This window comes from Stappia taiwanensis (assembly GCF_014635285.1).
Lineage (GTDB): Bacteria > Pseudomonadota > Alphaproteobacteria > Rhizobiales > Stappiaceae > Stappia > Stappia taiwanensis.
This window is the reverse complement of the sequence record NZ_BMCR01000004.1, coordinates 425,448-447,960: the sequence shown is the minus strand read 5'-3', so window position 1 is coordinate 447,960 and position 22,513 is coordinate 425,448. Positions and strand designations below refer to the sequence as shown.

Below are 22,513 nucleotides of genomic sequence, written 5' to 3'. Positions count from 1 at the left end.
ATGGACCACAACGTGAACGGCGCTAGCCTATGAACGGGTACATTCAGGGGAGCAGGTCACAGTGTACCCTGCCGTTCTCCAACGATGGCCGGTCCGGTGAGGCTCCCGAGGACGCCACTACTGGATGCGGGCGCGGAGCTTGTCGGTGATCAATTCCATGGCCAGCACGATGACGAAGATCACGAGAATGATCGTCGACGCATTGCGATACTGAAAGAGGTCGAACGCGACCTTCAGCTCCTGGCCGATGCCGCCAGCACCCACGAGCCCGAGGACGACCGAGGACCGCACGGCTTTTTCGAGCGCGAACAGCGATGAGTTGGTCAGCGACGGGGCGATGTCGGGCAACACGGCGCCAGCGAGAATGGAACTGCGCCGGGCGCCGATGGCCGTCAGGGCGTCCTGCGGATCCTTTTCGGCATCTTCCATCGCTTCGGCGAAGAACCGGCCGCAAAAGCCGATGGTGTCGACCATGATGGTCATGGTGCCGGCGACAGCGCCAAGGCCCACGGTGGCGACGAACAGAAGCGCCCAGACCAGGTCGGGCACGGTCCGCAGAAACGAGACGAACGCCTTGAAGAGATAGTGTCCGCGCCCCAGCGGCGAGACGCCGCGCGCGGCGAGCCAGGCGATCGGCAGGCTGAGGATGATGCCGATGGCCGCGCCGACGAGGGCGATCTGGAAGGTTTCCAGAATGCGCACGCCGACACGCCAGAGAAAGGCCGGCTCGGTGTTGGGCGGCAGCATCCGGCCGACAAGATCGACCATTCCGGGGAGGCCGGTAGCGAGTTGCTGCGGAGACGGGGCAACCTGCCCCATGGAGGTCAGGATCAAGGCGCCCAACGTCACGATGGCAACGAAATGCGTGGGTGTGAGGCCGGAAAGGCGGCTGGGTGCCGCACGCCTGATGTCAGTCATTGAAGGTATCTTTCAGATCGTCTTGCGAGACCTTGTCGCTCGCCTTGTCGAACAGGATCCGCCCGTTCTTGAGCGCCACCACACGGTTGGCGTAGGTGAGGGCGTGGTCCATGTCGTGCGAGGTGAACAGCAGCGTGATGCCATGGTCGGCGCACAGGCGCGCGAACAGGTCCATCACGTTTTTCCCCGAAAGAGGATCGAGGCTGGCCGCCGGCTCATCGGCGATCACAAGGCGCGGGCGGCGTACCAGGGCCCTTGCAATGGCCACGCGCTGCTGTTGCCCGCCCGAGAGCGTGTCGGCGCGAGCGAGGGCGCGGTCGGCAAGGCGCACATCGTCGAGCGCTTCCATGGCGCGCGTGCGCCAGGCCGTCGGAGCCAGGTGGTGCGAATGGGCGCGCCAACTTCCCGGCGTGCCGAAGAACCCGTGCACGACGTTTGACAGGACGGTCCGGCGGCGCACCAGGCAATGCTTCTGGAAAATGAAGCCGGTTTTCAGGCGAATGCTGTTTTGCACGGCCCGATGGTTTCTGGCGGAAAGGGGCTGGTTCATGGTCGCCAGAGAGCCGCCGGAGATGCCATGCAGCCCGATCAGGCATCTGAGAAGGGTGGACTTGCCGGAGCCGTTCGAGCCGATCAGGGCCACGCGCTCGCCGGCGGCAATGCTGAGATCGACCCCCTTGAGGACGTCTCGCTGCCTGTCATAGGACTTCATCAAGCCCTGGGCGTCGATGATCGGCGTTCCGCTGGCAGCCCGGGCCGCCATTGCGCCGGTCGCCCGCGCCCGCGCGGGAAGCCGCTGGGGCTCCCGCGCGGGCCGGTCGAGAAGGGCCTCACTCGCCGACGAAAGCATTGCTGTCGACGCCAATGGTTGCATACATGGAGCGGACGTAGTCGTAGTCGCTGTCGTTCACCTCGTTGAGGAAGAAGCCGCCCTTGTATTTCTGATTGTCATCGCCCTTGAGGATCGCGGCCATCAGCTTGTCGGCCTGTTCGACAAAGGCCTTCTTGATCGCGGCGATGGCTTCGGGGTCGGCATCCTTGCGCGCCACCAGAATGTCGTTGGGCAGATCGCGACCGCGCGCGATAACGGTGAAGGACTGGTCGGGGAACGCCTTGCGGATCGACGCCAGATGCCCTTCGTTCATGCCGATGGCCTGCACATCGCCGCGAATAAGCGCTTCCGTCGCCACATTGCGCGAGATGATCTGGGGCTTGTAGTCGGAGCCATAGGCCAGGCCGAAATCGGCGAGAACCTGTGCCGGGCCGAGGTGCTGCGAGGTCGAGCCGACCGACCCGAAGGTGACGGTCTTGCCCTTGAGATCGTCAACCGACTTGATCGGTCCCGAAGACATGGCGACGATCTGGGCGTAGTAGTTCGGCCGCTGCCAGGCGGTGACGATCTTCGCGTCCGTCAGCCCGTTGATGACGACGTATTCGGCCGGCCCGGTCAGCACCAGGTCCACCAGTCCCTGCTTTAGCGCTTCGACCGCGGCCGTGCGGGAATTGACCGGCAGAAGCTCGATGTCCTGGCCGGACGCTTCCTCAAGAGCTTTCTCGAAGGGCGCAAACTCCTGCTGAAGTGCTTCCAGACCTTCGATGTCGGTCACGGCGAATTTGATTGGCTCTGCCTGAGCGGCCCCGGCGAGGACCAGAGCGGCGGCGGTGACGAGTGAGCGGATCATCTTTTCTCCAACGAGTTGCTGTATACACAGGGATGTCACACACCGCGGTCATAGAGGATCCGCATAACATCTTCGTGACGAATGGAGCGGTGTCGGAAATGGTGGGTGAATGGGCGATCTATGGCGGTGAGGTGCTGACGGAGGATGGGCTTGCAGCGCAGGTGCTGCATCTGGGCGATGGCGTCATTCAGGAGGAGGGCACGGCCGGCGCGCAACGGTTCGACGCATCCGGCGCCTGGGTTTTGCCCGGCATCGTCGATCTTCACGGCGATGCGTTCGAACGCATTCTCGAGCCGCGACCGGGTGTCCGGTTTCCGCCCGAGGTTGCCTTTGCCGAAGCGGGCGCCCAGCTTCTCGCCAACGGGATCACCACGGCCTATCATGGGCTCACGGTTTCCTGGGAGCCGGGCTTGCGCAGCATTGACCACGCGCGCGACCTCGTCGCCGCCCATCGCGCGATTGCGCCGCGTCTCGGCGTCGACACCCGTCTGAACATCCGTTGGGAAACCTTCGCCATCGACCATGTCGATCAGGTCCTTGCCTGGCTGGACAATGGGTCCGGTGACATTCTGTCGATCAACGACCACACCAGCGCCAATCGCACCCTGGAGGCGGGCGCGCCGAAGCTTGAGCGCATGGCGGCGCGCATGGGTGTTTCGGCGGTGCAGGCAAAGCGGCTGATCGACGAGATCTGGGCGCGCCGCGATGAGGTTCCGGAGGCCATGGCGCGGCTATGCGAAGGCGCGCGCCACCGCAACGTGCCGCTCCTGGCACATGACGAGGTGACCCCGGAGGGCAGGGCGGAAGGCCGGCGCCATGGCGTGACGGTTTCGGAGTTCCCGATGACCGAACAGATGGCCGTGGCCGCGCGCGAAGCGGGCGAGCATGTGATCATGGGGGCGCCAAATGTGGTGCGCGGCGGCAGTCACAATGGCGCGCTATGCGCGGGCGGGGCGGTCCGGGCCGGCCAGTGCTCCGTGCTGGCATCCGACTACTACTATCCCGCGCCGCGCCATGCGGTGTTCCGTCTTCTGGATGATGGCGCGCTGCCGCTGGAAGAGGCGTGGCCGATCGTTTCCGCGAACCCCGCCGAGGCTGCCGGGTTGACGGATCGGGGACGTATCGCCCCGGGCCTGCGCGGCGACCTTCTTGTCATGGACCGCGCGACGCGCGACATTCGGGCCGTGTTCGTCGCGGGAAGGAAGGTGTTCGAGCGTGGCTGATGTGCCCCCGGGAAGTGCGGATCAGGAAGGGCTTTCCGAGCTGGCGACGCTTGCCGCCGCGCCTTACGAGGCAAGGTCGGTTCGCCCCATCTGGCTGCAGATCTACGACCGGCTTGCGGATGTCATCCGCCGGGAGGTCGTGGCACCCGGGGCGAAATTGCCGGGTGAGGTGTATCTGGCGGATCTGTTCGGCGTGAGCCGCATCACCATGCGGCGCGCGCTTGCCTTGCACCAGAATGAGGGGCTGTTGCAGGCGCGCAAGGGGGTCGGCATCTTTGTCCGGTCGCGGCCGCGCCGGTTTCTCATCCGCAATGACATGCAGTTCGCCGAGTCGCTTGCGGTCGATGGGGGCGACATCACCTCCAGGACCTTGTGGCTCGGCAGGCAGAAGCCCAGTCCCGAAGCGGCAGAGCTTTTCGGCATCGCGCCGGATGACGAGGTGATCTGCCTGCACCGGCTGCGCCAACTGGATGGTGCGCCGATCTATGTGTCGCGCAAGGAGTTTCCGGCCGCCCGGTTCCCTGAGTTCGAGGCGCGCTATCGCCAGAGCGGCTCGGTTCGGGATGTGTTTCAGAGTGCCGGCATCGACAGTTTCTACCGGTCCGAAACGCGGGTTCTCGGCGGGCTTGCAAGCCGGAGCGAGGCCGAGGTTCTCGAAATCTCGCCGAAGACACCGGTGCAGTATGTGACGGCGATCAACTGTGATGCGTCCGGCGCGGCGATCGAGTTCAACCGGGGCTGCTGGCCCATGGCGAGCGTGGAACTGGTGTTCGCGGTTCCGCACTGACCGGCGTAGGCCTGTCCGCGCTTCGCTCCGCGCGGACAGGGGGATGTGCGTTCGGCTGCCCGGGACGGGGGCTCTCTTAGCTCCCCACCTTGGCCAGCACGTCGGCTTTCAGGAAGCGTTCGATGAACAGCATGAAGCCGACCGATGGCACCAGCAGGATGAGCGCGGTGATCGAGGCGATCTGATAGTTGCCCTCCATCGACGCGGTGAACAGCAAGAGCGGCATGGTGGTGACATCGGGAACGCCGACGAAGAACGTGCCGGTGAATTCATCGAGCGAGATGAGAAAGACGAAGATCGCGCTTGCCATCAGTCCGGGCAGCGCCAGCGGCAGGGTGACGGTGCGGAACACGGTAAAGGGCGAGGCGCCCATATTGGCCGCTGCTTCCTCCAACTCCCGGTCCACGGCCGAAAAGGCGGCAGTGGCGATCCAGACCGAGAAGACGAGCCCCTGGATGGTATGCACCAGCACGACGCCGGTATAGGTGCCGTTGAGCCCGAGGCTGTAGAAGATCCGGGCGATGTTCATGTGCACGGCAAGCGAGGGGAACGCCTGAGGCAGCAGGAACAGAAGCAGGAAGGCGGAGCGCCACGGCAGCTTTCCGCGCCCGAGGGCAAGCCCGGCCGGAATGGCGACGGCAAGGGAGGCGATCACGGTGAACACTGCGATCAGCACCGAGTTCCCGAGAGATTCCATCGCGTTGCCCTGAGGGCGGAAGACCCGCTCCCAGAAGGCGAAGCCGTAGCTTTGCGGCAGCTTGGCGGGGAAGTACCAGGTTTCGGCCACCGACCAGATCAGGAGATTGGTGATCGGGCCGAAAATGGCGAAGGCGAGCAGCGCCAGAAGGACGGCGATGACGATGGTGCGCAGGATGTTCATTGCGGCCGTCCCCCTTCGCGCACGCCCTGGCGCAGATAGATCCAGGCAATCACCGCGGTCATTGCATAGGTGATGAAGCCAAGCGCATTGGCCACGCCATAGTCGCTGTAGGCATTGATGCGCCAGGCCATGTCGACCGTGATCATGGTCGGCGTCTGGGCGTTGATCATCAGCGGCACGGACAGCACCGACATCATCACCACATAGGACAGGATCAGCCCGACCATCAGCGTGGTTCCGACCTGGGGCACGACGATGCCGAGGAGAATGCGCAACCGGCGGGCCCCCAGATTGCGCGCGGCCTCAATGGTCGACCGGTCAAGCGCGGCCATGGCGCCGGCGACCAGCAGCGCCACGAAAGGCGTCTGTTTCCACACGAAGGTGATGACGATGCCGCGCCAGTCGAGAAAGCTGGTGGCGGCGAGCGGGTCCATCAGCCCGGTGGAGGTGATGATGTTGTTCATCATGCCGTTCTTGGCCAGAAAGGTGCGCATGAGCTGGGCCGAGACCACGAAGGGGATGAACAGCGGCCAGCGATAGAGCGTGCGCAACACGGCCAGAGCCACCCGGTTCTCGCCAAGGGTCAGGTAGCCGCCAATGGCCACCGACACGGCGCCGATGATCAGGGTCGACAAGGTGACGATGATCAGAGTGAACAGAACGTCCCGGGAATAAAGGCCCCAGGCCTTGATGAAGTTCTGCAGACCCCAGCCACCCAGTTCCTCGTCGCTGAAGGCCCAGATCAGCGAATAGCTGAGCGGGTAGAGGAAGAGCAGGCCGAGCAGCACGACGGCTGGGGCGATCAGGATCAGAGAGGCGCGACGTGAGAGCATCGGTGAGCCTTCGCAAGAGAAAAAGCGCGAGCCTTTCGGGGGCTCGCGCGTCGATGCCGTGTGGCGATCAGTTGGAAACCTTCACTTCATAGGCTTCGCGGATGTCGTCGAAGAACGGGCCGAGCGGGAACGGCTTGCCCTTGGCGGCCAGATCGGCCGGGGTCACGTCGGTGAACAGCTTGTCCCAGGTGGCCTTGTCCAGCGCGCTCTCCACATGCTGGGCGTCGATGCCCGGATACCAGTTGAACCGCTTGACGATGCCTTCGGCCTGCACCTCGGGGCTGGTGGCCAGCTCGATGAACTTGCGCGCGGCTTCGGCATTGGCGGCCTTGGCCGGGATCGCGTAGTAGTAGGGCTGGCCCGGCATGCCCGGCTCCGGCAACAGCAGCTTGAGGTTCGGGTTCAGGCGGCCGTCGGCCTGCCAGGTGTAGAACATGTCGACCCAGACCGGACCCATGACGATCTCGCCCCGGTTCATCATGTCGAGCGTGCCGGCATTGCCAGGGGTGAAGGTCACGTTCTCGTTGAAGGCCTTCAGATCGGCCAGGGCCTTGTCCCAGTTCGCCTTCAGCTCCGGATCGTAGGGGCCGTTCATCAGCTGGTCGGCGTTGCCCGCATAGGCGTACATCCAGCCGGTGGTGAAGGCGACGCCGGACATGCCGTTCTTGATGCCGTTGTAACCGAATGCGCCGGGATGCTCGGCCGTCCACGCCTTCAGCTCGTCAAAGCTCTTGGGCGGATTGGCAACGACGTCCGGGTTGTAGGCAATCGCGGTCTGGCTGTGGAACATCGGCATCACATAGCCCTCGACATTGGTGCCGAGTGCGACCTTGGCCGTGTCGCGGGTCGCCAGCTTGCCGGTGGCGATATCGCCGACATAGGCCTGCAACAGGCCGTCGGTGACCATTTCACCGGCCTTGAGCTGGGTGACGACGACCACGTCGGTATCCCAGGCATCGTTGCCGGACTGGGCGACCAGCTTTTCCATGATCGTCTGCGAGCCGGCATCGCCAGCGCCGGTGCCGACGACCTTCACCGTCCAGCCCGGGTTCTGTTCCTCAAAGAGGGGGCCGAGATAGTCGGTGACATAGTCGACCATGTTCTCCGAGCCGCCCGAGACGACGTTCAGCACGTTCTGTGCCTGCGCGGCGCTGGTGCCGGCGAGGACAATGGCCGCCGAGGCCAGAAGGTTCGTAATCTTGAGTGCCATGGAGTTTCTCCATTCAGGGGGTGAGGCGGGTCAGGGGCCGCCCATTTCCGGTCACGGGTGTCTGGGGCTATGCAGGAAACAGACTGAGGGCCGTGGCCGGTATGCTCACATCGATCGCACTGCCGATGGGCACCTTCGCGGGATCGTCCGCCAGAATACGGGTGCTGCCGATGCGCACCTCGTGACGGTAGACCGATCCCAGATAGGAATGCTGGATGACCGTGCCCCTGAGGGCCAGGCTCTCGCCCGGCTTCCGCGCCGGGCCGAGCTCTACGGCATCGCTGTGAAACATCACTTCCACCGGGCCGTCCTGGGGCTCGGGGAAATGCACCCCGGCCTCGGGTCCGCTTGCTCGGGGAAGCTGGCAGGTGTCGCCGTCCAGGTTCAGCTCCACGGTGCCTTCGTTGAGGCGGGCGGTGGCGTTGAGCGCGTTGCCCGCGCCCATGAACCGCGCCACATAGGCATTGGCCGGCGTGTGAAACACCTCCTCCGGCGTGCCGACCTGGGCGATCCGGCCCGCGTTCAGGATCACCACCCGGTCGGCCATCGACATGGCCTCTTCCCGGTCATGGGTGACGAGAATGGTGGTCAGGCCGAGCCGTTGCTGAAGGTCGCGGATCTCGTGGCGCATGGTGGCGCGGATGCCGGCGTCGAGGTTCGACAGGGGTTCGTCGAGCAGCAGGACGGGCGGGTCAATCGCCAGCGCGCGCGCCAGTGCCACTCGCTGGCGCTGACCGCCGGACAGGGCGGCGATCCGGCGATGCAGCAGATCCTGCAGCCCCACCAGTTGGGCCATTTCCTTGACCCGCGTCTCGATCTCGGCGCGCGACTTGCGCCGGAGCTTCAGGCCGTAGCCGATGTTCTGCGCCACGTTCATGTGCGGCCACAGCGCGTAGGACTGAAACATCATCGCCATGCCGCGCTTGTCCGGTCCGACCCCGGTCATGTCGTGCCCGTCCACATGCATGGCGCCGCCCCGCACAGGAACGAACCCCGCGAGCGCCCGCAGCAGCGTGGTCTTGCCGCAGCCCGAGGCGCCGAGCAGGGCGACAAACTCGCCTGCGGCGACGTCCAGATTAATGCCCGACAGAACGTCCTGCTCGGAATAGCCCACGCGCAGGTCGCTGAGGCTGATACCTGCGCCGAGCTTGACGGGAGCGTTTGCGAGAGCGGGCTGATCCAGGGGCATTCGGTGCCTTCCACAAAATCTGGGTGAATGCTATGAACACGTGTTCACATAACTGCGTGAAGTAACAAGTTTGTGACGTGACCAATAATTTTGCAAATTGCGGCAGGGTGCCGGCAATCAGCGGAGGCGGGATTCTTAAGCGATGCAGAACTCAGGCCGGCAGTCCCGCCGGATCACGGCAGCCCAGGTGGCGGAAGCGGCAGGCGTCTCGCGTTCCGCCGTGTCACGCGCCTTCACCGCGGGCGCCTATCTCGACCGTGCCAAACGCGAGAAGATCCTGAAGGTCGCGCAGGAACTTGGCTATCGGCCCAATGCGCTCGCCGCCGGGCTGCAAGCCGCCGGCCGTTCCGACCTTGTGGCCATCGTGACCGGCGATCTGGTCAACCACTATGACGCGGAAATTCTGGCGCGGTTGGTCCAGTCCCTGCGCGGCCTGGGCAAGTGGCCGGTGGTGCTGGGCGGGCATGAGGACCTGCGGGAGGAGGATGTGCTCGGCGTGCTGGGCTATCCGCTCGACGCGCTGGTTCTGCGCGGCGGCAGTGTCGCCGAATCCGTGGCGCTGCATTGCGCCAAGCTGAACATCCCGATGATCCTGTCAGGCCGGGTGATGAGCGCGCCGGGCGTTGACTGTGTCTGTTGTGACAATGCGCGCGGTGCGGCTATGGCGGTGCGCGCGCTTGTGGCGCGGGGGCGCCGAAAGCTGGGCTACCTCGGCGGGGTGCCCCATCTGTCGTCCGATCAGGACCGGCGCACCGGATTTGAAACCGCGCTCGCCGAGGAAGGCCTCTCGCCGGCCGTGTTGGCGCATGCGGACTACAGTTTCGAGGGCGGCTATGCGGCGGCACGGGATCTGCTGGCCGGGGGGGCAGAGATCGACGGGCTGTTCTGTGCCAATGACGCAATGGCGCTCGGCGTGATGGCGGCGGCCAGGCAGGAAGGCGGCCTCAGCATCCCTGAGGATCTGTCGATCATCGGCTTCGACGATATTTCCATGGCGGCCTGGCCGGGGTTCGACCTTACCACCGTGCGAAACGACATGGACGAGACCGTTTCGCAGATCCTGCGCCTGTTGAGCGCGCGGCTTGAAGCTCCCGGCAAGGACAATGAGGTCGCCTGGATCGAACCGGAGCTGATCCTGCGCGGAACGCATTGAGCGGGAGAGGGGCGGCACAACGGCCGTCGCGCCGGGTGCTCCGCGCTGGCAAAGACTTGGGGGACTGTGCTAGCAGCGGGTCTTGACTTCCCTCTGGCCCCCGAGCGCTGTCCGATGTCAACGCAGAAACAGATCCGCACCTGCTCCATCTGGCGCGCGCTGGAGGTGATCGGCGATGCCTCCATTGTCATGATCATCGAGGCCTCGTGGCTCGGGGCCAAGCGGTTCGACCAGTTTCTGGAGATGACCGGCCTGCGCAAGGCGCTGATCAGCGCCCGGCTCAAGCGCCTGGTCGAGGCCGGCGTGATGGTGAAGGTGCCCTATTCGCAGCGGCCGCCGCGCTATGAATACCGGCTCTCGCAGATGGGGCTCGATCTTTACTGGGTGTCGCTGATGATGCTGCGCTGGGAGCGCAAATGGGGCTCCGGCAAGGCGCGCGATGCGGTGCGGCTGACCCATGTCTCCTGCGGCGGGGAGTTCGAGCCGGTGCCGCAGTGCCTGACCTGCGGCGAAGAGTTCAGCGCCTTTGACGTGAGCTGGCGCGAAGGGCCGGGGGTGGGGCTGATGCCCGAGGCCTATGCGCGAAGGCGCCAGCACCGGGAAGCGGTGGCGGCACGCCCGGACGGTCCGGTGCTGATGGTCGAAGCCGCGCAGATCATCGGCGATCGCTGGGCAAGCCTCGTGCTGCGGGCGCTCTTCACCGGGATCACCAGCTTCGAGAAGATCCGGGCCGACAGCGGGATGGCCACCAACATCCTGTCCGAGAGGCTGGGTTGGCTGCAAAGCCAGGGGCTCGTTGCCAGCCGCGAGGGCGATGAGGCATCCGGTCGCGGCGGCTACCGGCTCACCCGCAAATCCATCGACTACTACCCGGTGCTGGTCATGCTGCTGCGCTGGGGCGACAGCTATTTCGCGGCCGCCGAAGGATCGCCGCTGCTTCTGTTCCACGGCGATAATGCCCATCCGCTCGATGCCGCAGTGGTCTGTTCCTGCTGTAGAAAACCGCTTCATCCGCACGATGTGCGCTTTGATTTCACGCCAGGCTGAGCGCGCATTTTAGCCGCTCCGTTTCAGCGCTGGCTGTGTCGTGATGGCGTGACGTGACAAAGTTACTTGCATTACCGAACTTACGTGCTACCGTCGCCGATGAGTTCGATTATGCAAGTGGAGGGGTGTTCATGGATGCTGCGACGAAACGGATCGAGACCGGCGAGCTGACCGGGATCAATACGCTGAACCCGTATCTGCAAGGGGTCTACGAGCCGGTGAAGCGCGAAGTGACCGCGCTTGAGCTGGAGGTGATCGGCGAGATTCCGCAGGATCTTTTTGGCGGCTACTACCGCAACGGCCCCAATCCGGTGCATGCCCCGACCGCGCTGCATCACTGGTTCGATGGCGATGGCATGCTGCACGCGATCTATTTCGAGAACGGCAAGGCGGAGTATCGCAACCGCTACCTCCAGACCGACGACCACAGGGCGGAAGTCGCCGGCACGCTCGACGCGGGCGGTATCTTGTTGCCGGCCAACCGTGAGCGGTCCGGCACCGTCTACAAGGACACCGCCAACACCGACGTGGTGCTGCACAATGGCGAGCTGATGGCGCTGTGGTATGTCTCCGGCACTCCGGTGCGGGTGAACCCGCGCACGCTGGAGACCATCGGCAACGAAACCTTCGGCGGCAAGCTGCCGCGCCATGTCTCGGCGCATTCGAAGGTCGACGGGCGCACGGGCGAGTTCGTCTTCTTCGACTATTCCCTGACCGAACCGTGGATGAGCTTCGGTGTGGTGTCGGCGAACAATGAGCTGGTGAACTTCGACCGGGTGGAGCTGCCCGGGCCGCGCCTTCCCCATGACATGGGGCTGACCGAGAATTATCTGATCCTGCATGATCTGCCGGTGCTGATGACCGAGACCGGGCTGCGCCGGGGCACCTGGAACATCCGCCACGCCGATCAGCCGGCGCGCTTTGGCGTGGTGCCGCGCAACGGGCGCGGCGATCAGGTCAAGTGGTTCGAGACCGACAGCTGCTACATCTATCATGTGGTGAATTGCTGGGAGGAAGGCGACGAGGTGGTGATGGTGGCCTGCAAGATGCAGCCGCATGGCCACCGTGCCGGCAGCGAATTCGGTGCCTATGGGCCGATGGTCGAGGTGTTGAGCCTGCACGCGGTCCCGGTGGAATGGCGCATGAACATGCGTACCGGCGCCTGCACCCAGCGCCAGCTCGACGACCGTATCGGCGAGTTCCCGGTGGTGAACCTTGAGCATACCGGCTACCACAGCCGCTGGTCCTACCATGTCTCGATCAAGTCCGACGAGATCCGCCTCCTGTTCGATGGCCTTTACAAATACGACCTTTTGTCCGGCAAGGCCGAGGAACACATGTTCGAGCCCGGGGTCTATGGCTCCGAGCCGGCCTTCGCCCCGCGTGTCGGCGCCACGGCCGAGGATGATGGCTATGTCATCACCTTCGTCACCGACGAGGCGACGGGACGTTCCGAGGTGCGGATCCTCGATGCCCGGAACTTCTCCGATGCGCCGGTGGCCCGGGTGATTCTGCCGCAGCGCATGCCGGCCGGGTTCCACGGCACCTGGGCGCCGGGCGAGGCGTTCGTTCGCTGACATGACCGCATTTATCTATGATGCGGTGCGTACCGCACGCGGCAAGGCAAGGCCGGATGGCGGCCTTGCCGCGCAAAAGCCCCATGATCTCGTCGCCGCTCTTGCGGCGGCGATCAAAGACCGCGCCGGTGCGGCTCCCTCGCCCGAAGCGCTGATCCTTGGCTGTGTCGGTCAGATCGGTGCCCAGGGCGGCAATCTCGCGCTGGTCTCGAAACTGGCTGCCGGGATCGATGAGGGCGCCAGCGCCTTCACCGTGAACAACTATTGCGTCTCCGGGCTCACCGCCATCGGCCAGGCCGCGGCGATGGTCGCCAGTGGTCAGGCCGGAAGCGCGCTCGCCGGCGGTGTGGAGATGATGTCGGCGGTGCCGTTCCTTGCCGACAAGGCAAGCTACTACACCGATGCCAGCTTCCCGCCGCGCACGCGGTTTCTCCCCGTGGCGCTGGCCGCCGACCGGCTGGCCGAGGAGGAAGGCATCACCCGCGAGGAGATGGATGCGCTGGCGCTCCTGTCCCAGCGCCGCGCCGCCGAGGCCGAGGGCACGGCGCTGACCGCCTCGCGCATTCCTGTCGCCGGGCTCGACCGGGAGGAAAGCGTCCGGGCGACTTCCGCCGAGGCGCTGGCGGCACTGGCGCCCGCCTTTTCCGAACTGGCCGGTGCCTATGCCGAGGCGCTGCAGGGCCGGCGGCTCGACCACCGGCACACCATCGCCCATGCCCCGCCCATGTGCGACGGCGCGGCGCTCGCCCTTATCGGCGCCGAAGGCGCGGCTTCGGCCGCCCCCCGGGCCCGCATCCTTGCCTGGGCCGAGGTCGGGGGCGACCCCGCCGCCTCGCTTACCGCCGGTTTCGCGGCGATGGATCGGGCGCTCGACCGGGCCGGGTTGCGACTGGAGCAGATGGACCGGATCGAGTTCATGGAGGCCTTCGGCGTCGCAATCGCGAAATTCATGCGCGACCGTGCGCCGGACCCGGACAAGGTGAATGTCGGTGGCGGGCACATGGCCAAGGGTCATCCGCTGGGCGCATCCGGTGCGATCCTGCTCTCCACATTGCTGGATACGCTCGACGCAGCGGGTGGCCGCTACGGGCTGGTGGTGGCGACCGGCGCTTCCGGCACCGGCTCCGCGATGATCGTCGAACGGCAGGGGGCTTGATCCATGGACCTGATCGATAAACGCGCCGCGCTGGTGGCCGCGCATGCTCCGCTTGTCGCCCGGGCTATCGCGGCGGTCGGCAGCCGCGAGAGCTGGAGCCCGTTTCACGATACGCCATCGACGAAGGTGCATGGGCCGGAAAAGCCCCGCGCCGGCAAGGCCGCGTTCGAGGGACGGCTCGGTCGCCCTTACGAGCTGGGCCAGCCCGGCGTGCAGGGATGGAGCGGGGAAGAGGTCTCGCCCTATACCGGTGAGCCATTGGGCATCACCTATCCGGTCAGCGAGCCGGAGGCACTGATCGCCGCTGCGCAGGCGGCGCAAGGGGAATGGGCCGCCGCCGTGCCGGCGTTGCGTGTGGCGCTCTGCGCGGAAATCGCGATGCGGCTCTATGACCGCAATTTCGAGATGACCCATCTCATCATGCACACCACCGGGCAGAGCTACACCCAGGCGTTCTCCGGTTCCGGTCCGAATGCGCTCGACCGGGGGCTGGAAGCCCTTGCCCATGCTGCAAGGGCGATGGAGGCGGTGGTGCCGGAGGCGGAGTATCGCCGCCCCTTCGGGCGAGAGGACGTGGCGCTGGCCAAGCGTTACACGCTGGTGCCGCGCGGCATTGGCCTCGTGATCTGCTGTGCCTCGTTCCCGACCTGGAATGCCTATCCGGCCATGTTCGCCAGCCTGGCCACCGGCAACCCGGTGATCGTCAAGCCGCATCCCATCGCGGTGGCGCCGATGGCGCTGGCGGTGGAGACCGCCCGCGCGGTGCTGACGGAGCATGGCTTCGACCCCAATCTGGTGACGCTGGCCGTCGACACCCGGGCGGAGCCGGTCGCCGGCCGGATCATGGCCCACCGTTCCGTGCAGATCATCGACTTCACCGGCAGCCCGCGCTATGGCCGCGAGCTGGAAACCACGATCACCGGCAAGCTGCTTTACACCGAGACCGCCGGGGTCAATTCGGTGGTGGTGGAGAGTGTCGAGGATCTGACCGCCGCCATGCGGGCCATTGCCCGGGCCAGTTCGCTGTTCTCGGCGCAGATGTGCACCAGCCCGCAGGTGATCTATGTGCCGAAGGACGGCATCGATACCGCCGCCGGACATGTCAGCTTCGATGCGGTCGCCCAGACGCTGGTCGATGAGATTGATGCCATTGCCCGGGATCCGGCCATGGCCGCCGGTATCATGGGGGCGGTACAAGGGCAGGTGAGTCTCGATGTGGTGGCCGATCTGGTGGCGACCGCCGCGCGCGAGGGCTTGCGCGTCCTGCGCGAGGCCGGTCCCTACGTCCATCCGCAGTATCCGAATGCGCGTACCCTCACGCCGCTGGTGCTGGCGGTCGAGCCGAAGCATATCGAGCTTTACGCCGAGGAGCGGTTCGGCCCGGTGCTCTTCATCGTCGCCGCTGAAAGCGGACGAGCAGCGGTGGAGGAGGCCACGGAGTTGGCCCGGACCCGGGGTACGATCTCCTGTTATCTCTATTCCACCGACGAGGCGTTCATCGACCAGGCGCTGCCGCTCTATGAGCGGGCCGGCGCGAACCTGACCATCAACCTCACCGGCGCGATGTGGATCAACTTCGCCGCCGCCTACAGCGATTATCACGTCACCGGGCTGAACCCGGCGGGCAATGCCTGTCTGACTGACGCCGCCTTTGTCGCCTCGCGCTTTCGCATCGTGCAGAGCCGGCGTCCGATGAGGCCAGGCGCATGAGCGGCGTTTATATCCTTGGCACGGCGATGACGCGTTTCGGCAAGCATCCCGCCGAGAGCGTGAAGAGCCTCACCGCCACGGCGGTGGCGGCGGCGCTCAGCGATGCAGGGCTCGGCACCGGCGATATCGAGGCGGCCTGGTTCGCCAACACCCGCCAGCCGATGCTGGAGGGGCAGAACACCATTCGCGGGCAGATTGCCCTGCGGGCGGTCGGCATCACCGGCATTCCCATATCCACGGTGGAAAACGCCTGTGCCTCGGGCTCGACCGCCTTGTGGCAGGCAATGGCGGCGATCCGTGCCGGAATGGTCGAGGTGGCGCTGATCGTCGGCACCGAGAAGATGGTCTATCCCGACCGACCCGAAAAGGTCGCGGCGGCCTTTGCCGGCGGCACGGATGTTCACGATCGCGACGGGGTGCTCGACTATATCGCGGCGATCGGCGGCGAGCGTCCGGGGCCGGGCCGCAGCCTGTTCATGGACCTTTACGCGGCGCAGGCGCGCAGTCACATGGCACGCTTCGGAACGCTCCAGGAGGATTTCGCCCGCATCGCCGCCAAGAACCACTGCGCCGGCGCGCTGAACGCCAACGCGCAATACCGCACCCCCTTCACGGTCGACGAGGTGCTGGCCGACAAGCCCATCGTCTTTCCCTTCACCCGCGCCATGTGCGCGCCGGTGAGCGATGGGGCCGCTGCCGCCGTGGTGGTGAGCGAGCGGGCGCTGCGGCGCTTGGGGACGGCGCGCGGCGTGCGTGTGCGCGGCTGTGCACTTAGAAGCGCGACCGAGCGGGCCAGGGACGACTATGCAAGCCACGTGGGCCGGCGCGCGGCCCGGGCCGCTTATGAGATGGCCGGCATTTCCCCTTCGGATGTGGATGTCGCCGAGGTGCATGATGCAACCGCCTACGCCGAGGTGCAGCAGATCGAGAACCTCGGTCTGGCCGAGCCGGGCACCGTCGGGGCGCGGCTGCGGGCAGGGGATTTCGCGCTGGGTGGCAAGAGCCCGGTGAACCCCTCCGGCGGATTGCTGGCCAAGGGGCACCCGATCGGCGCGACCGGCATCGCCCAGCTTTATGAACTCGTCACGCAACTGCGCGGCGAAGCGGGGGCGCGGCAAGTTGCGGGCGCACGCATTGCCGTTGCCGAGAATGGCGGCGGCTTCCTTGGCGTCGAAGAGGGGGTAACCGCCGTCACCGTGCTGGAGGGGCCGGCATGAGCCCGCATCCGATCTCGGCGCTGTATCGCGATCTTGACACGAAGCGGGACCGGGTGGCGATCCACGACGGCGCGACCGTGCTGCGCTATGGCGCGCTGGTCGATCTGGTCGAGCGGGCGGCCGCGGCCCTCTTGCGGCAGGTCGCACCGGGCGCGCGGATCGGCCTGTGCGCGGAAAACTCCTGGGGTAACATCGTCGCCTATCTGGCGATCCTGCGTGCCGGTGCAGTCTGGGTGCCGATCAACCCCAACAACGGTGCGGGGCTGAACAGCGCACTGATGGCGCGGGCGGGGCTGGCGCTTGCCCTGTGCGATGACGCCTCGCGCGCCAGCCTCGGCGATCCCGGCGCGCCGGTGATCGGGCTCGATGGCTGGCTTGCCGGCCCGCTGCCCGCAGGCGAGCTTCCGGCCATTTCCGGCCGGCCTGAGGCAGCCTTCGCGATCAAGTTCACCGGCGGGTCCACGGGCGTGCCCAAGGGGGTGGTGCAGACCACGCGCAGCGCTGGCGCGGCCCTTGCCTCGCTGGAGGCGTTCTACCGGTTCGGGCCGGAGGATGTGCACCTTGCCGTTGCGCCGCTCTCGCACGGGGCTTCGCACTACATCCTGCCGGTGCTGGCCGCCGGTGCGGCCCATGTGGTGCTTGCCCGACCCGACAGATCGGCGATCCTTGCGGAGCTGAAGCGACGGGTTTCGGTGGTGTTTCTGCCGCCGACCCTGATCCGGATGCTGATGGATGAGGCGGATTTCGGCCCGGCCGATTTCCCGGCCCTGCGCCACATCACCTATTCGGCGGCGCCGATGGCCCCTGCGGTCATCGAGGAGGCGATCTCCCGCTTCGGCCCGGTGCTGTCCACCCTCTATGGCCAGACCGAGGCGCCCATGGCGATCACCGGGCTCACCCCGGATCAACTCGCCCGGCCGGAGCTGCGCGCCACCGTCGGCTTCCCTTTTCCGGGCATCGACGTGGCGGTGCTGACCGAGGCGGGGGAGATCGTTGCCCGGAAGGTGACCGGCGAGGTGCTGGTGCGCGGCGACCTGACCGAGACCTTCTATCTCGACGCCCCTGATCTCACCGCCGAGGCCCGTTTCAAAGGCTGGCTCAGGACCGGCGACATCGGCCGGATCGGGGCGGATGGCGCGCTTGCCATTGTCGGGCGGGCGAAGGAGATGATCATCACCGGTGGCTATAACGTCTATTTCGCGGAGGTTGAACAGGCGCTGGTGGCCCATCCGGGGGTGCGCGAAGCCTGCGCCTTCGGGGTGGAGGATCCGGTCTGGGGGGAACGGCTGGAGGTGGCCGTGGTGACGGGGGCGCCGGTCGAGGAGCTGCACGCGTTCATGCGCGAGCGGGTCGGCCCGGTGCGTACGCCAAAACAGTTTCACCGGGTCGCGGGGTTGCCGCGCAATCCGGTGGGCAAGGTGGTCCGCACCGATGTCCGGACCCTTGTGTCACAAGAACAAGCGTAGATTTCAGGGAGGAAACGCGCGCAATGATCATCATACCGCAGGACAAGATCGCGAGTTACAAGGCCAGGGGCTGGTGGGGGGAGACCCGTCTTCAGGACCTTTTTGCCCGCAATCTCGCCCGTGATCCGGGCGCCGAGGCGGCGGTCGATCCGCTCAATTGCGAGGATCTGATCGGCCGGGCACCGCAGCGCCTGAGCTGGGAAGCGCTTGACGATCTGGCCGAGCGCTATGCGGCGGTGCTGACCGCCCATGGCATCGGCAAGGACGATGCGCTGGTGGTGCAACTGCCCAATCTGGTCGACTTGCCGGCGATCTACCTCGCGTGCTGCCGGCTTGGCGTCATCGTCAGCCCGACACCGGTGCAGTACCGGGAAAATGAGCTGGCCTTCATCGCCGCAAGCATTCGGGCCAAGGGCATGGTCAGCGCGGCGCGGATCGCCGGCTATGCCGGCACCGCCGCTGCCTTGCAGGTCAAGGAGGAGGTGGCGAGCCTTGAGGTGGTGTTCTCGCTTGGCGAGACGGTCGCGGGCAGCGTCGGGCTCGATGCGGCGCTGACTGAGGTGACGCCGCAGATGCGGGATGCGGCGACAGCGGCCATCGAGGCCGCCGCGATCACCGCCGACGATATCGTCACCATCTGCTGGACCTCCGGCACCGAGGCGCGGCCCAAGGGCGTGCCGCGCAACCACAATGAGTGGCTGGTGATGGGCGAGGTGGTGGCCGATGCCGCCGAGCTGGAAACCGGCGACCGCATGCTGAACCCTTTCCCGATGGTCAACATGGCCGGGATTTCGACAGGCTTTGTCGCCTGGCTGATGACCAGTGGCACGCTCGTCCAGCATCACCCGTTCGATCTGGGGTTGTTTCTGCGGCAGATCCAGGAGGAGAAGGTGGCCTATACCGTCGCGCCGCCGGCGATCCTCAACATGCTGCTTCAGAACGAGGCGCTGGTGGACGGGGTCGATTTCAGCCACTTGCGCAACATCGGCTCCGGATCCGCGCCCTTGTCGGAATGGATGGTTCGGGGCTTCAAGGAAAAGTTCGGCATCGAGATCGCCAACTACTTCGGCTCCAACGAGGGCGCGGCCTTTCCCAGCACCTACCACGACTTTCCCGATCCGGCGCAGCGCGCGGCGTTCTTCCCCCGCTTCGATCCGCGCTTTACCTGGAAGGCGGTGCTGCATGATCGGTGCGAGACCCGACTGGTCGACCCGGCGACCGAGCAGCCCGTGACCGAACCCGGTGTTCCCGGGGAATTGCGCATGAAGGGGCCGTCGGTCTTCGCCGGCTACTGGGAAAACCCGGAAGCCACCGCACGCGTGTTCGATGCCGAAGGATGGTTCCGCACCGGCGACATGTTCGAGATCGCCGGCGACAAGGATCAGTTCTACCGCTTCGTCGGGCGCTGCAAGGACATCATCATTCGCGGCGGCCAGAACATCTCCTCGGAGGAGATCGAAGGCTATTTGTTGGCCCATCCGGCGGTGGCGGATGTGGCGATTGTCGGCGAGCCCGATGAAAAGCTTGGCGAGCGGCTTTGCGCCTTCGTGGTCTTCAAGCCCGGCCAATGCGCGAGCAAGGACGAGCTCAACGGGTTCCTGCGCGAGGAAAAGCATGTCGCCGTCTTCAAGCAGATCGAGCGGCTGGAAGAGAAGGAGCAACTGCCGCGCAACCCGGTCGGCAAGCTGCTCAAGCGCGAGCTGCGGGCGGAGTTCGCCTGATGACCGAGCCGCTTCTTGCTTCCATGCGCCTGCCGGTGATCTGCGCGCCGATGTTCCTTGTCTCGGGGCCCGAGCTGGTGATCGCGGCGGCCAAGGCCGGGATCGGCGGTGCCTTTCCGACCACCAACCTGCGCACCCCCGCCGAGCTTGATGAATGGATGGGCACGATCACCCAGGCGCTTGAGCCGGGTGACGGGCCCTGGGCGGCCAATCTCATCACCCATTCCAGCAATACCCGGCTGGCCGACGATCTGGCGCTGGTGGCGGAATACAAGCCGCCGCTGGTCATCACCGCGCTGGGCAGCCCGAAGCCGGTGATGGAAACCATCAAGGGCTACGGGGGCAAGGTGTTTGCGGATGTGGTCAACCTCAAGCTGGCGCGCAAGGCCGCCGAGGCGGGGGTGGATGGCATGGCCTGCATCAGCACCGGTGCCGGCGGTCACACCGGGCACCTCTCGCCCTTCGCCTTCATCTCCGCCGTACGGAGTTTCTTCGATGGAATGATCGCGGTGGGCGGCGGGATCTCCGATGGCGCGGGGATCGCCGGTGCCATCGCCGCCGGCGCCGATCTGGTCTACATGGGCACCCGCTTCCTGCCCGCCACCGAAAGCCGCGCCGCACCGGCCTACAAGGCCATGGTGCTCGATGCCGGGATCGACGATCTGACCGTTACGTCGGCGGTGACCGGCACACCTGCGTCTTGGCTGAACGCCAGCTTGGAGGCGGCGGGCTATGATCCGGCGCGCCCGGGCGCCCCGGCCAAGCGGGAATACTCCGGCGATGTCGCCAAGCGCTGGCGCGATATCTGGGCGGCGGGTCAGGGGGTCGGGAAGAGCCGTGCCATCGAGCCGGTGTCCGAGATCGTTGCCAAGCTGGAGGCCGAATATCGCGCGGCGGTTGCGCAGCTCTCAGAGAAGGTCCCGGCATGACGGTACGGGCCGTGGATTTCTCGCTCGACCCGGACAAGACCGGCTACGAACTGGCGCAGCGGTGGCTTGAGCAGCGCCAGCCGGGCGGGTTCTTCGAGCGGCTGCGGGTCGAACCGACAGAGGTGTCAACCGGACGGATGGTGCTGCGCTGCGAGATCGACGAAGGCCACGCCAACCTCGCCGGCCTCGTCCATGGCGGCGTGACCGCTTCGCTGATCGACATGGGCGGTGGCGGTGCGGCGATGACCCTGATCGGTGCGGACGAGACCATTCTGACCTCGGATCTTGCCGTTCGCTATCTCGCGCCGGGCAGGCTCGACCGCGGCCCCTTCATCGCCACTGGTCATGTTAGCCACCGGAGCGGACGGCGTATGGTGGCACAGGTCGAGGTGCTGGACGCCGCCGGAACGGTTCTCGCCGAGGGCAGCATCGGCGTGGCCATTCGCGCCCGGTCCGCGCAGCCTGGAGAAGACAAAGCCGGAGACCGCCGCTAAGGTGCATTTGCATCTTTTGATTGTGCGTCCTGCGATTTGCTCGCTCGTGGGCGTGCCTTGCGGGCGGAGGCGTCGATGGCGGTGGAGGAGAGGTCGCAATCCCTGGCGGTCGGAACGGCATTGCTGGAGCGGGCCCGGGCCGTGGATGCGTCGTTTCAGGGGCGTGCCGGCGTGCTCTCCGCCGGATATGGCCCGGGCGATGCCTATCCGGTCTTCGTCCGCCGTGCCTCTGGAGCGCATGTCGAGGACGTCGACGGCAACCGCTATCTCGACTTCCTGCAAGGCTTCGGCTCGGTGGTGCTCGGCCATGCCGATCCGCAGGTTTCTGGCGCCGTCACGGCGGCGCTGGCCGATGGCATCGCGCCATCCCTGCATCTTGAAAGCCAGGTGACGCTGGCCGAACGGCTGGTGCGAACCGTTCCCGGGGCAGAGATGGCCGCCTTCCTGAAAACAGGGTCCGACGCCACCTCGCTGGCCGTGCGCCTGTGCCGGGCCTACCGGAAACGCGATCTGGTGCTGCGCTGGGGCTATCATGGCTGGCACGACTGGTGCGCGCCGCGTCCCGCCGGCATACCCGCTGAAGTGCGCGCCCGAACCGCTGTGTTCACCTACAATGATGCCGAGGGTCTGGTGGCCCGCTTGCAGCGCGATGGCGATGCGGTCGCCTGTGTCATCATGATGCCGGTCGAAATCGACCCGCCGGAACCGGGGTTTCTGGAGGCGGTTCGGGCGGCCTGCGATCATCATGGCATTCCGCTGGTGTTTGACGAGGTGCGCACCGGTTTCCGGCTGGCGCTAGGCGGTGCGCAGAGCCACTTCGGAATTGCCGCCGATCTTGTCTGCCTCAGCAAGGCGATGGCGAACGGACACGCGATTTCCGCCGTTGCCGGTCGGCGCGCGATCATGCAGGGCATGGCGGATGTGTCCGCCTCCTCGGTGTTCTTTCGTGGTGCCGATGGCTTCGCCGCAGCCCATGCGACCCTCGACCGGCTGGAGGGGGGCGCCCCCTACCGGCGGCTCTGGTCGCTGGGGCAGGCGCTGTCCGATGGTCTTGCCCGGGCCGCAAGCGAGGCCAAGGTGCCGGCCCGCCCGGCCGGATTGCCCGTCATGCCCTTCCTGCGCTTCGACCACGGCGATCCGGCGCTCGATCAGGCAGCGATGCGGACCTTCTGCAAGGCCATGCTGAAACGCGGCGTGTTGCTGCATCCGGCCCATCACTGGTTCACCTGCCTGGCGATGACCGAAGAGGACATCGCCGGGGCGGTCGCCGCCGCGCGGGACGCCTTCGCGGAGGTGGCTAGCGCCTGCGTGGCCTGATCGC

Annotated in this window: 20 protein-coding genes; 13 read left to right on the top strand and 7 right to left on the bottom strand. The window is 66.2% G+C overall.

Going from position 1 to position 22,513, the window contains the following annotated elements; translation table 11 throughout:
• Positions 1–117 precede the first annotated feature (117 nt).
• The 3 genes from phnE to IEV83_RS12685 all read right to left on the bottom strand — a co-directional run bounded on the left by phnE (position 118) and on the right by IEV83_RS12685 (position 2,600).
• Positions 118–918: a phosphonate ABC transporter, permease protein PhnE gene (phnE, locus tag IEV83_RS12695; RefSeq protein ID WP_181761763.1), complete on the bottom strand. Its 801-nt coding sequence runs from the start codon at positions 916–918 to the stop codon at positions 118–120.
• The gene (locus IEV83_RS12690) at positions 911–1,630 is read right to left on the bottom strand and encodes a phosphonate ABC transporter ATP-binding protein (RefSeq protein ID WP_280513998.1); all 720 of its coding nucleotides are present in this window, start codon (positions 1,628–1,630) and stop codon (positions 911–913) included. The genes phnE and IEV83_RS12690 overlap by 8 nt, the downstream gene beginning before the upstream one ends.
• A 118-nt stretch (positions 1,631–1,748) precedes the next feature.
• Positions 1,749–2,600: a PhnD/SsuA/transferrin family substrate-binding protein gene (locus tag IEV83_RS12685; RefSeq protein ID WP_181761761.1), complete on the bottom strand. Its 852-nt coding sequence runs from the start codon at positions 2,598–2,600 to the stop codon at positions 1,749–1,751.
• A gap of 74 nt (positions 2,601–2,674) precedes the next feature.
• On the opposite strand from IEV83_RS12685, the gene IEV83_RS12680 reads away from it, so the two are divergent.
• Positions 2,675–3,823 carry an alpha-D-ribose 1-methylphosphonate 5-triphosphate diphosphatase gene (locus IEV83_RS12680; RefSeq protein ID WP_209003135.1) on the top strand — a complete coding sequence of 383 codons (1,149 nt, stop codon included), beginning with the start codon at positions 2,675–2,677 and terminating at the stop codon, positions 3,821–3,823.
• The gene (locus IEV83_RS12675) at positions 3,816–4,610 is read left to right on the top strand and encodes a GntR family transcriptional regulator (protein WP_181761760.1); all 795 of its coding nucleotides are present in this window, start codon (positions 3,816–3,818) and stop codon (positions 4,608–4,610) included. The genes IEV83_RS12680 and IEV83_RS12675 overlap by 8 nt, the downstream gene beginning before the upstream one ends.
• Positions 4,611–4,686: 76 nt before the next feature.
• On the opposite strand, the gene IEV83_RS12670 is transcribed toward IEV83_RS12675, so the two are convergent.
• The 4 genes from IEV83_RS12670 to IEV83_RS12655 form a co-directional block, all read right to left on the bottom strand.
• Entirely contained in the window at positions 4,687–5,490 is an 804-nt protein-coding gene (locus IEV83_RS12670; RefSeq protein ID WP_181761759.1) for an ABC transporter permease, read from the bottom strand.
• A complete protein-coding gene (locus tag IEV83_RS12665; RefSeq protein ID WP_181761758.1) occupies positions 5,487–6,323 on the bottom strand; it encodes an ABC transporter permease in 837 nt (278 codons plus the stop codon). The genes IEV83_RS12670 and IEV83_RS12665 overlap by 4 nt, the downstream gene beginning before the upstream one ends.
• A gap of 67 nt (positions 6,324–6,390) precedes the next feature.
• On the bottom strand, positions 6,391–7,533 hold the full coding sequence (locus IEV83_RS12660) for an extracellular solute-binding protein (RefSeq protein ID WP_181761757.1): 1,143 nt from the start codon (positions 7,531–7,533) through the stop codon (positions 6,391–6,393).
• Between the two features lie 67 nt (positions 7,534–7,600).
• Positions 7,601–8,722, bottom strand: a complete 1,122-nt coding sequence (locus tag IEV83_RS12655; RefSeq protein ID WP_181761756.1) for an ABC transporter ATP-binding protein — start codon at positions 8,720–8,722, stop codon at positions 7,601–7,603.
• Positions 8,723–8,864: 142 nt separating this feature from the next.
• On the opposite strand from IEV83_RS12655, the gene IEV83_RS12650 reads away from it, so the two are divergent.
• The 11 genes from IEV83_RS12650 to IEV83_RS12600 all read left to right on the top strand — a co-directional run bounded on the left by IEV83_RS12650 (position 8,865) and on the right by IEV83_RS12600 (position 22,509).
• Positions 8,865–9,875: a LacI family DNA-binding transcriptional regulator gene (locus IEV83_RS12650; RefSeq protein ID WP_181761755.1), complete on the top strand. Its 1,011-nt coding sequence runs from the start codon at positions 8,865–8,867 to the stop codon at positions 9,873–9,875.
• Positions 9,876–9,989: 114 nt separating this feature from the next.
• The gene (locus tag IEV83_RS12645) at positions 9,990–10,922 is read left to right on the top strand and encodes a winged helix-turn-helix transcriptional regulator (RefSeq protein ID WP_181761754.1); all 933 of its coding nucleotides are present in this window, start codon (positions 9,990–9,992) and stop codon (positions 10,920–10,922) included.
• A gap of 131 nt (positions 10,923–11,053) precedes the next feature.
• Positions 11,054–12,499, top strand: a complete 1,446-nt coding sequence (locus tag IEV83_RS12640) for a carotenoid oxygenase family protein (protein ID WP_181761753.1) — start codon at positions 11,054–11,056, stop codon at positions 12,497–12,499.
• 1 nt (position 12,500) lies between these two features.
• On the top strand, positions 12,501–13,655 hold the full coding sequence (locus IEV83_RS12635; RefSeq protein WP_181761752.1) for an acetyl-CoA C-acyltransferase: 1,155 nt from the start codon (positions 12,501–12,503) through the stop codon (positions 13,653–13,655).
• 3 nt (positions 13,656–13,658) lie between these two features.
• Complete coding sequence (paaN, locus tag IEV83_RS12630; protein ID WP_181761751.1) at positions 13,659–15,365, top strand: phenylacetic acid degradation protein PaaN; 1,707 nt, start codon at positions 13,659–13,661, stop codon at positions 15,363–15,365.
• A complete protein-coding gene (locus IEV83_RS12625; protein WP_181761750.1) occupies positions 15,362–16,582 on the top strand; it encodes a thiolase family protein in 1,221 nt (406 codons plus the stop codon). Before paaN ends, IEV83_RS12625 begins: the two co-directional genes overlap by 4 nt.
• Positions 16,579–18,048 (top strand): class I adenylate-forming enzyme family protein, encoded by a 1,470-nt coding sequence (locus IEV83_RS12620; protein ID WP_181761749.1) that lies wholly within the window; start codon positions 16,579–16,581, stop codon positions 18,046–18,048. The genes IEV83_RS12625 and IEV83_RS12620 overlap by 4 nt, the downstream gene beginning before the upstream one ends.
• A gap of 23 nt (positions 18,049–18,071) precedes the next feature.
• Positions 18,072–19,769 carry a class I adenylate-forming enzyme family protein gene (locus IEV83_RS12615; RefSeq protein WP_181761748.1) on the top strand — a complete coding sequence of 566 codons (1,698 nt, stop codon included), beginning with the start codon at positions 18,072–18,074 and terminating at the stop codon, positions 19,767–19,769.
• Positions 19,769–20,698, top strand: coding sequence for an NAD(P)H-dependent flavin oxidoreductase (locus IEV83_RS12610; RefSeq protein ID WP_181761747.1), 930 nt, complete (start codon positions 19,769–19,771; stop codon positions 20,696–20,698). The genes IEV83_RS12615 and IEV83_RS12610 overlap by 1 nt, the downstream gene beginning before the upstream one ends.
• Positions 20,695–21,192 (top strand): PaaI family thioesterase, encoded by a 498-nt coding sequence (locus tag IEV83_RS12605; protein ID WP_181761746.1) that lies wholly within the window; start codon positions 20,695–20,697, stop codon positions 21,190–21,192. Before IEV83_RS12610 ends, IEV83_RS12605 begins: the two co-directional genes overlap by 4 nt.
• 75 nt (positions 21,193–21,267) lie before the next feature.
• Positions 21,268–22,509: an aspartate aminotransferase family protein gene (locus IEV83_RS12600; protein ID WP_181761745.1), complete on the top strand. Its 1,242-nt coding sequence runs from the start codon at positions 21,268–21,270 to the stop codon at positions 22,507–22,509.
• The last annotated feature ends 4 nt before the right edge of the window (positions 22,510–22,513 follow it).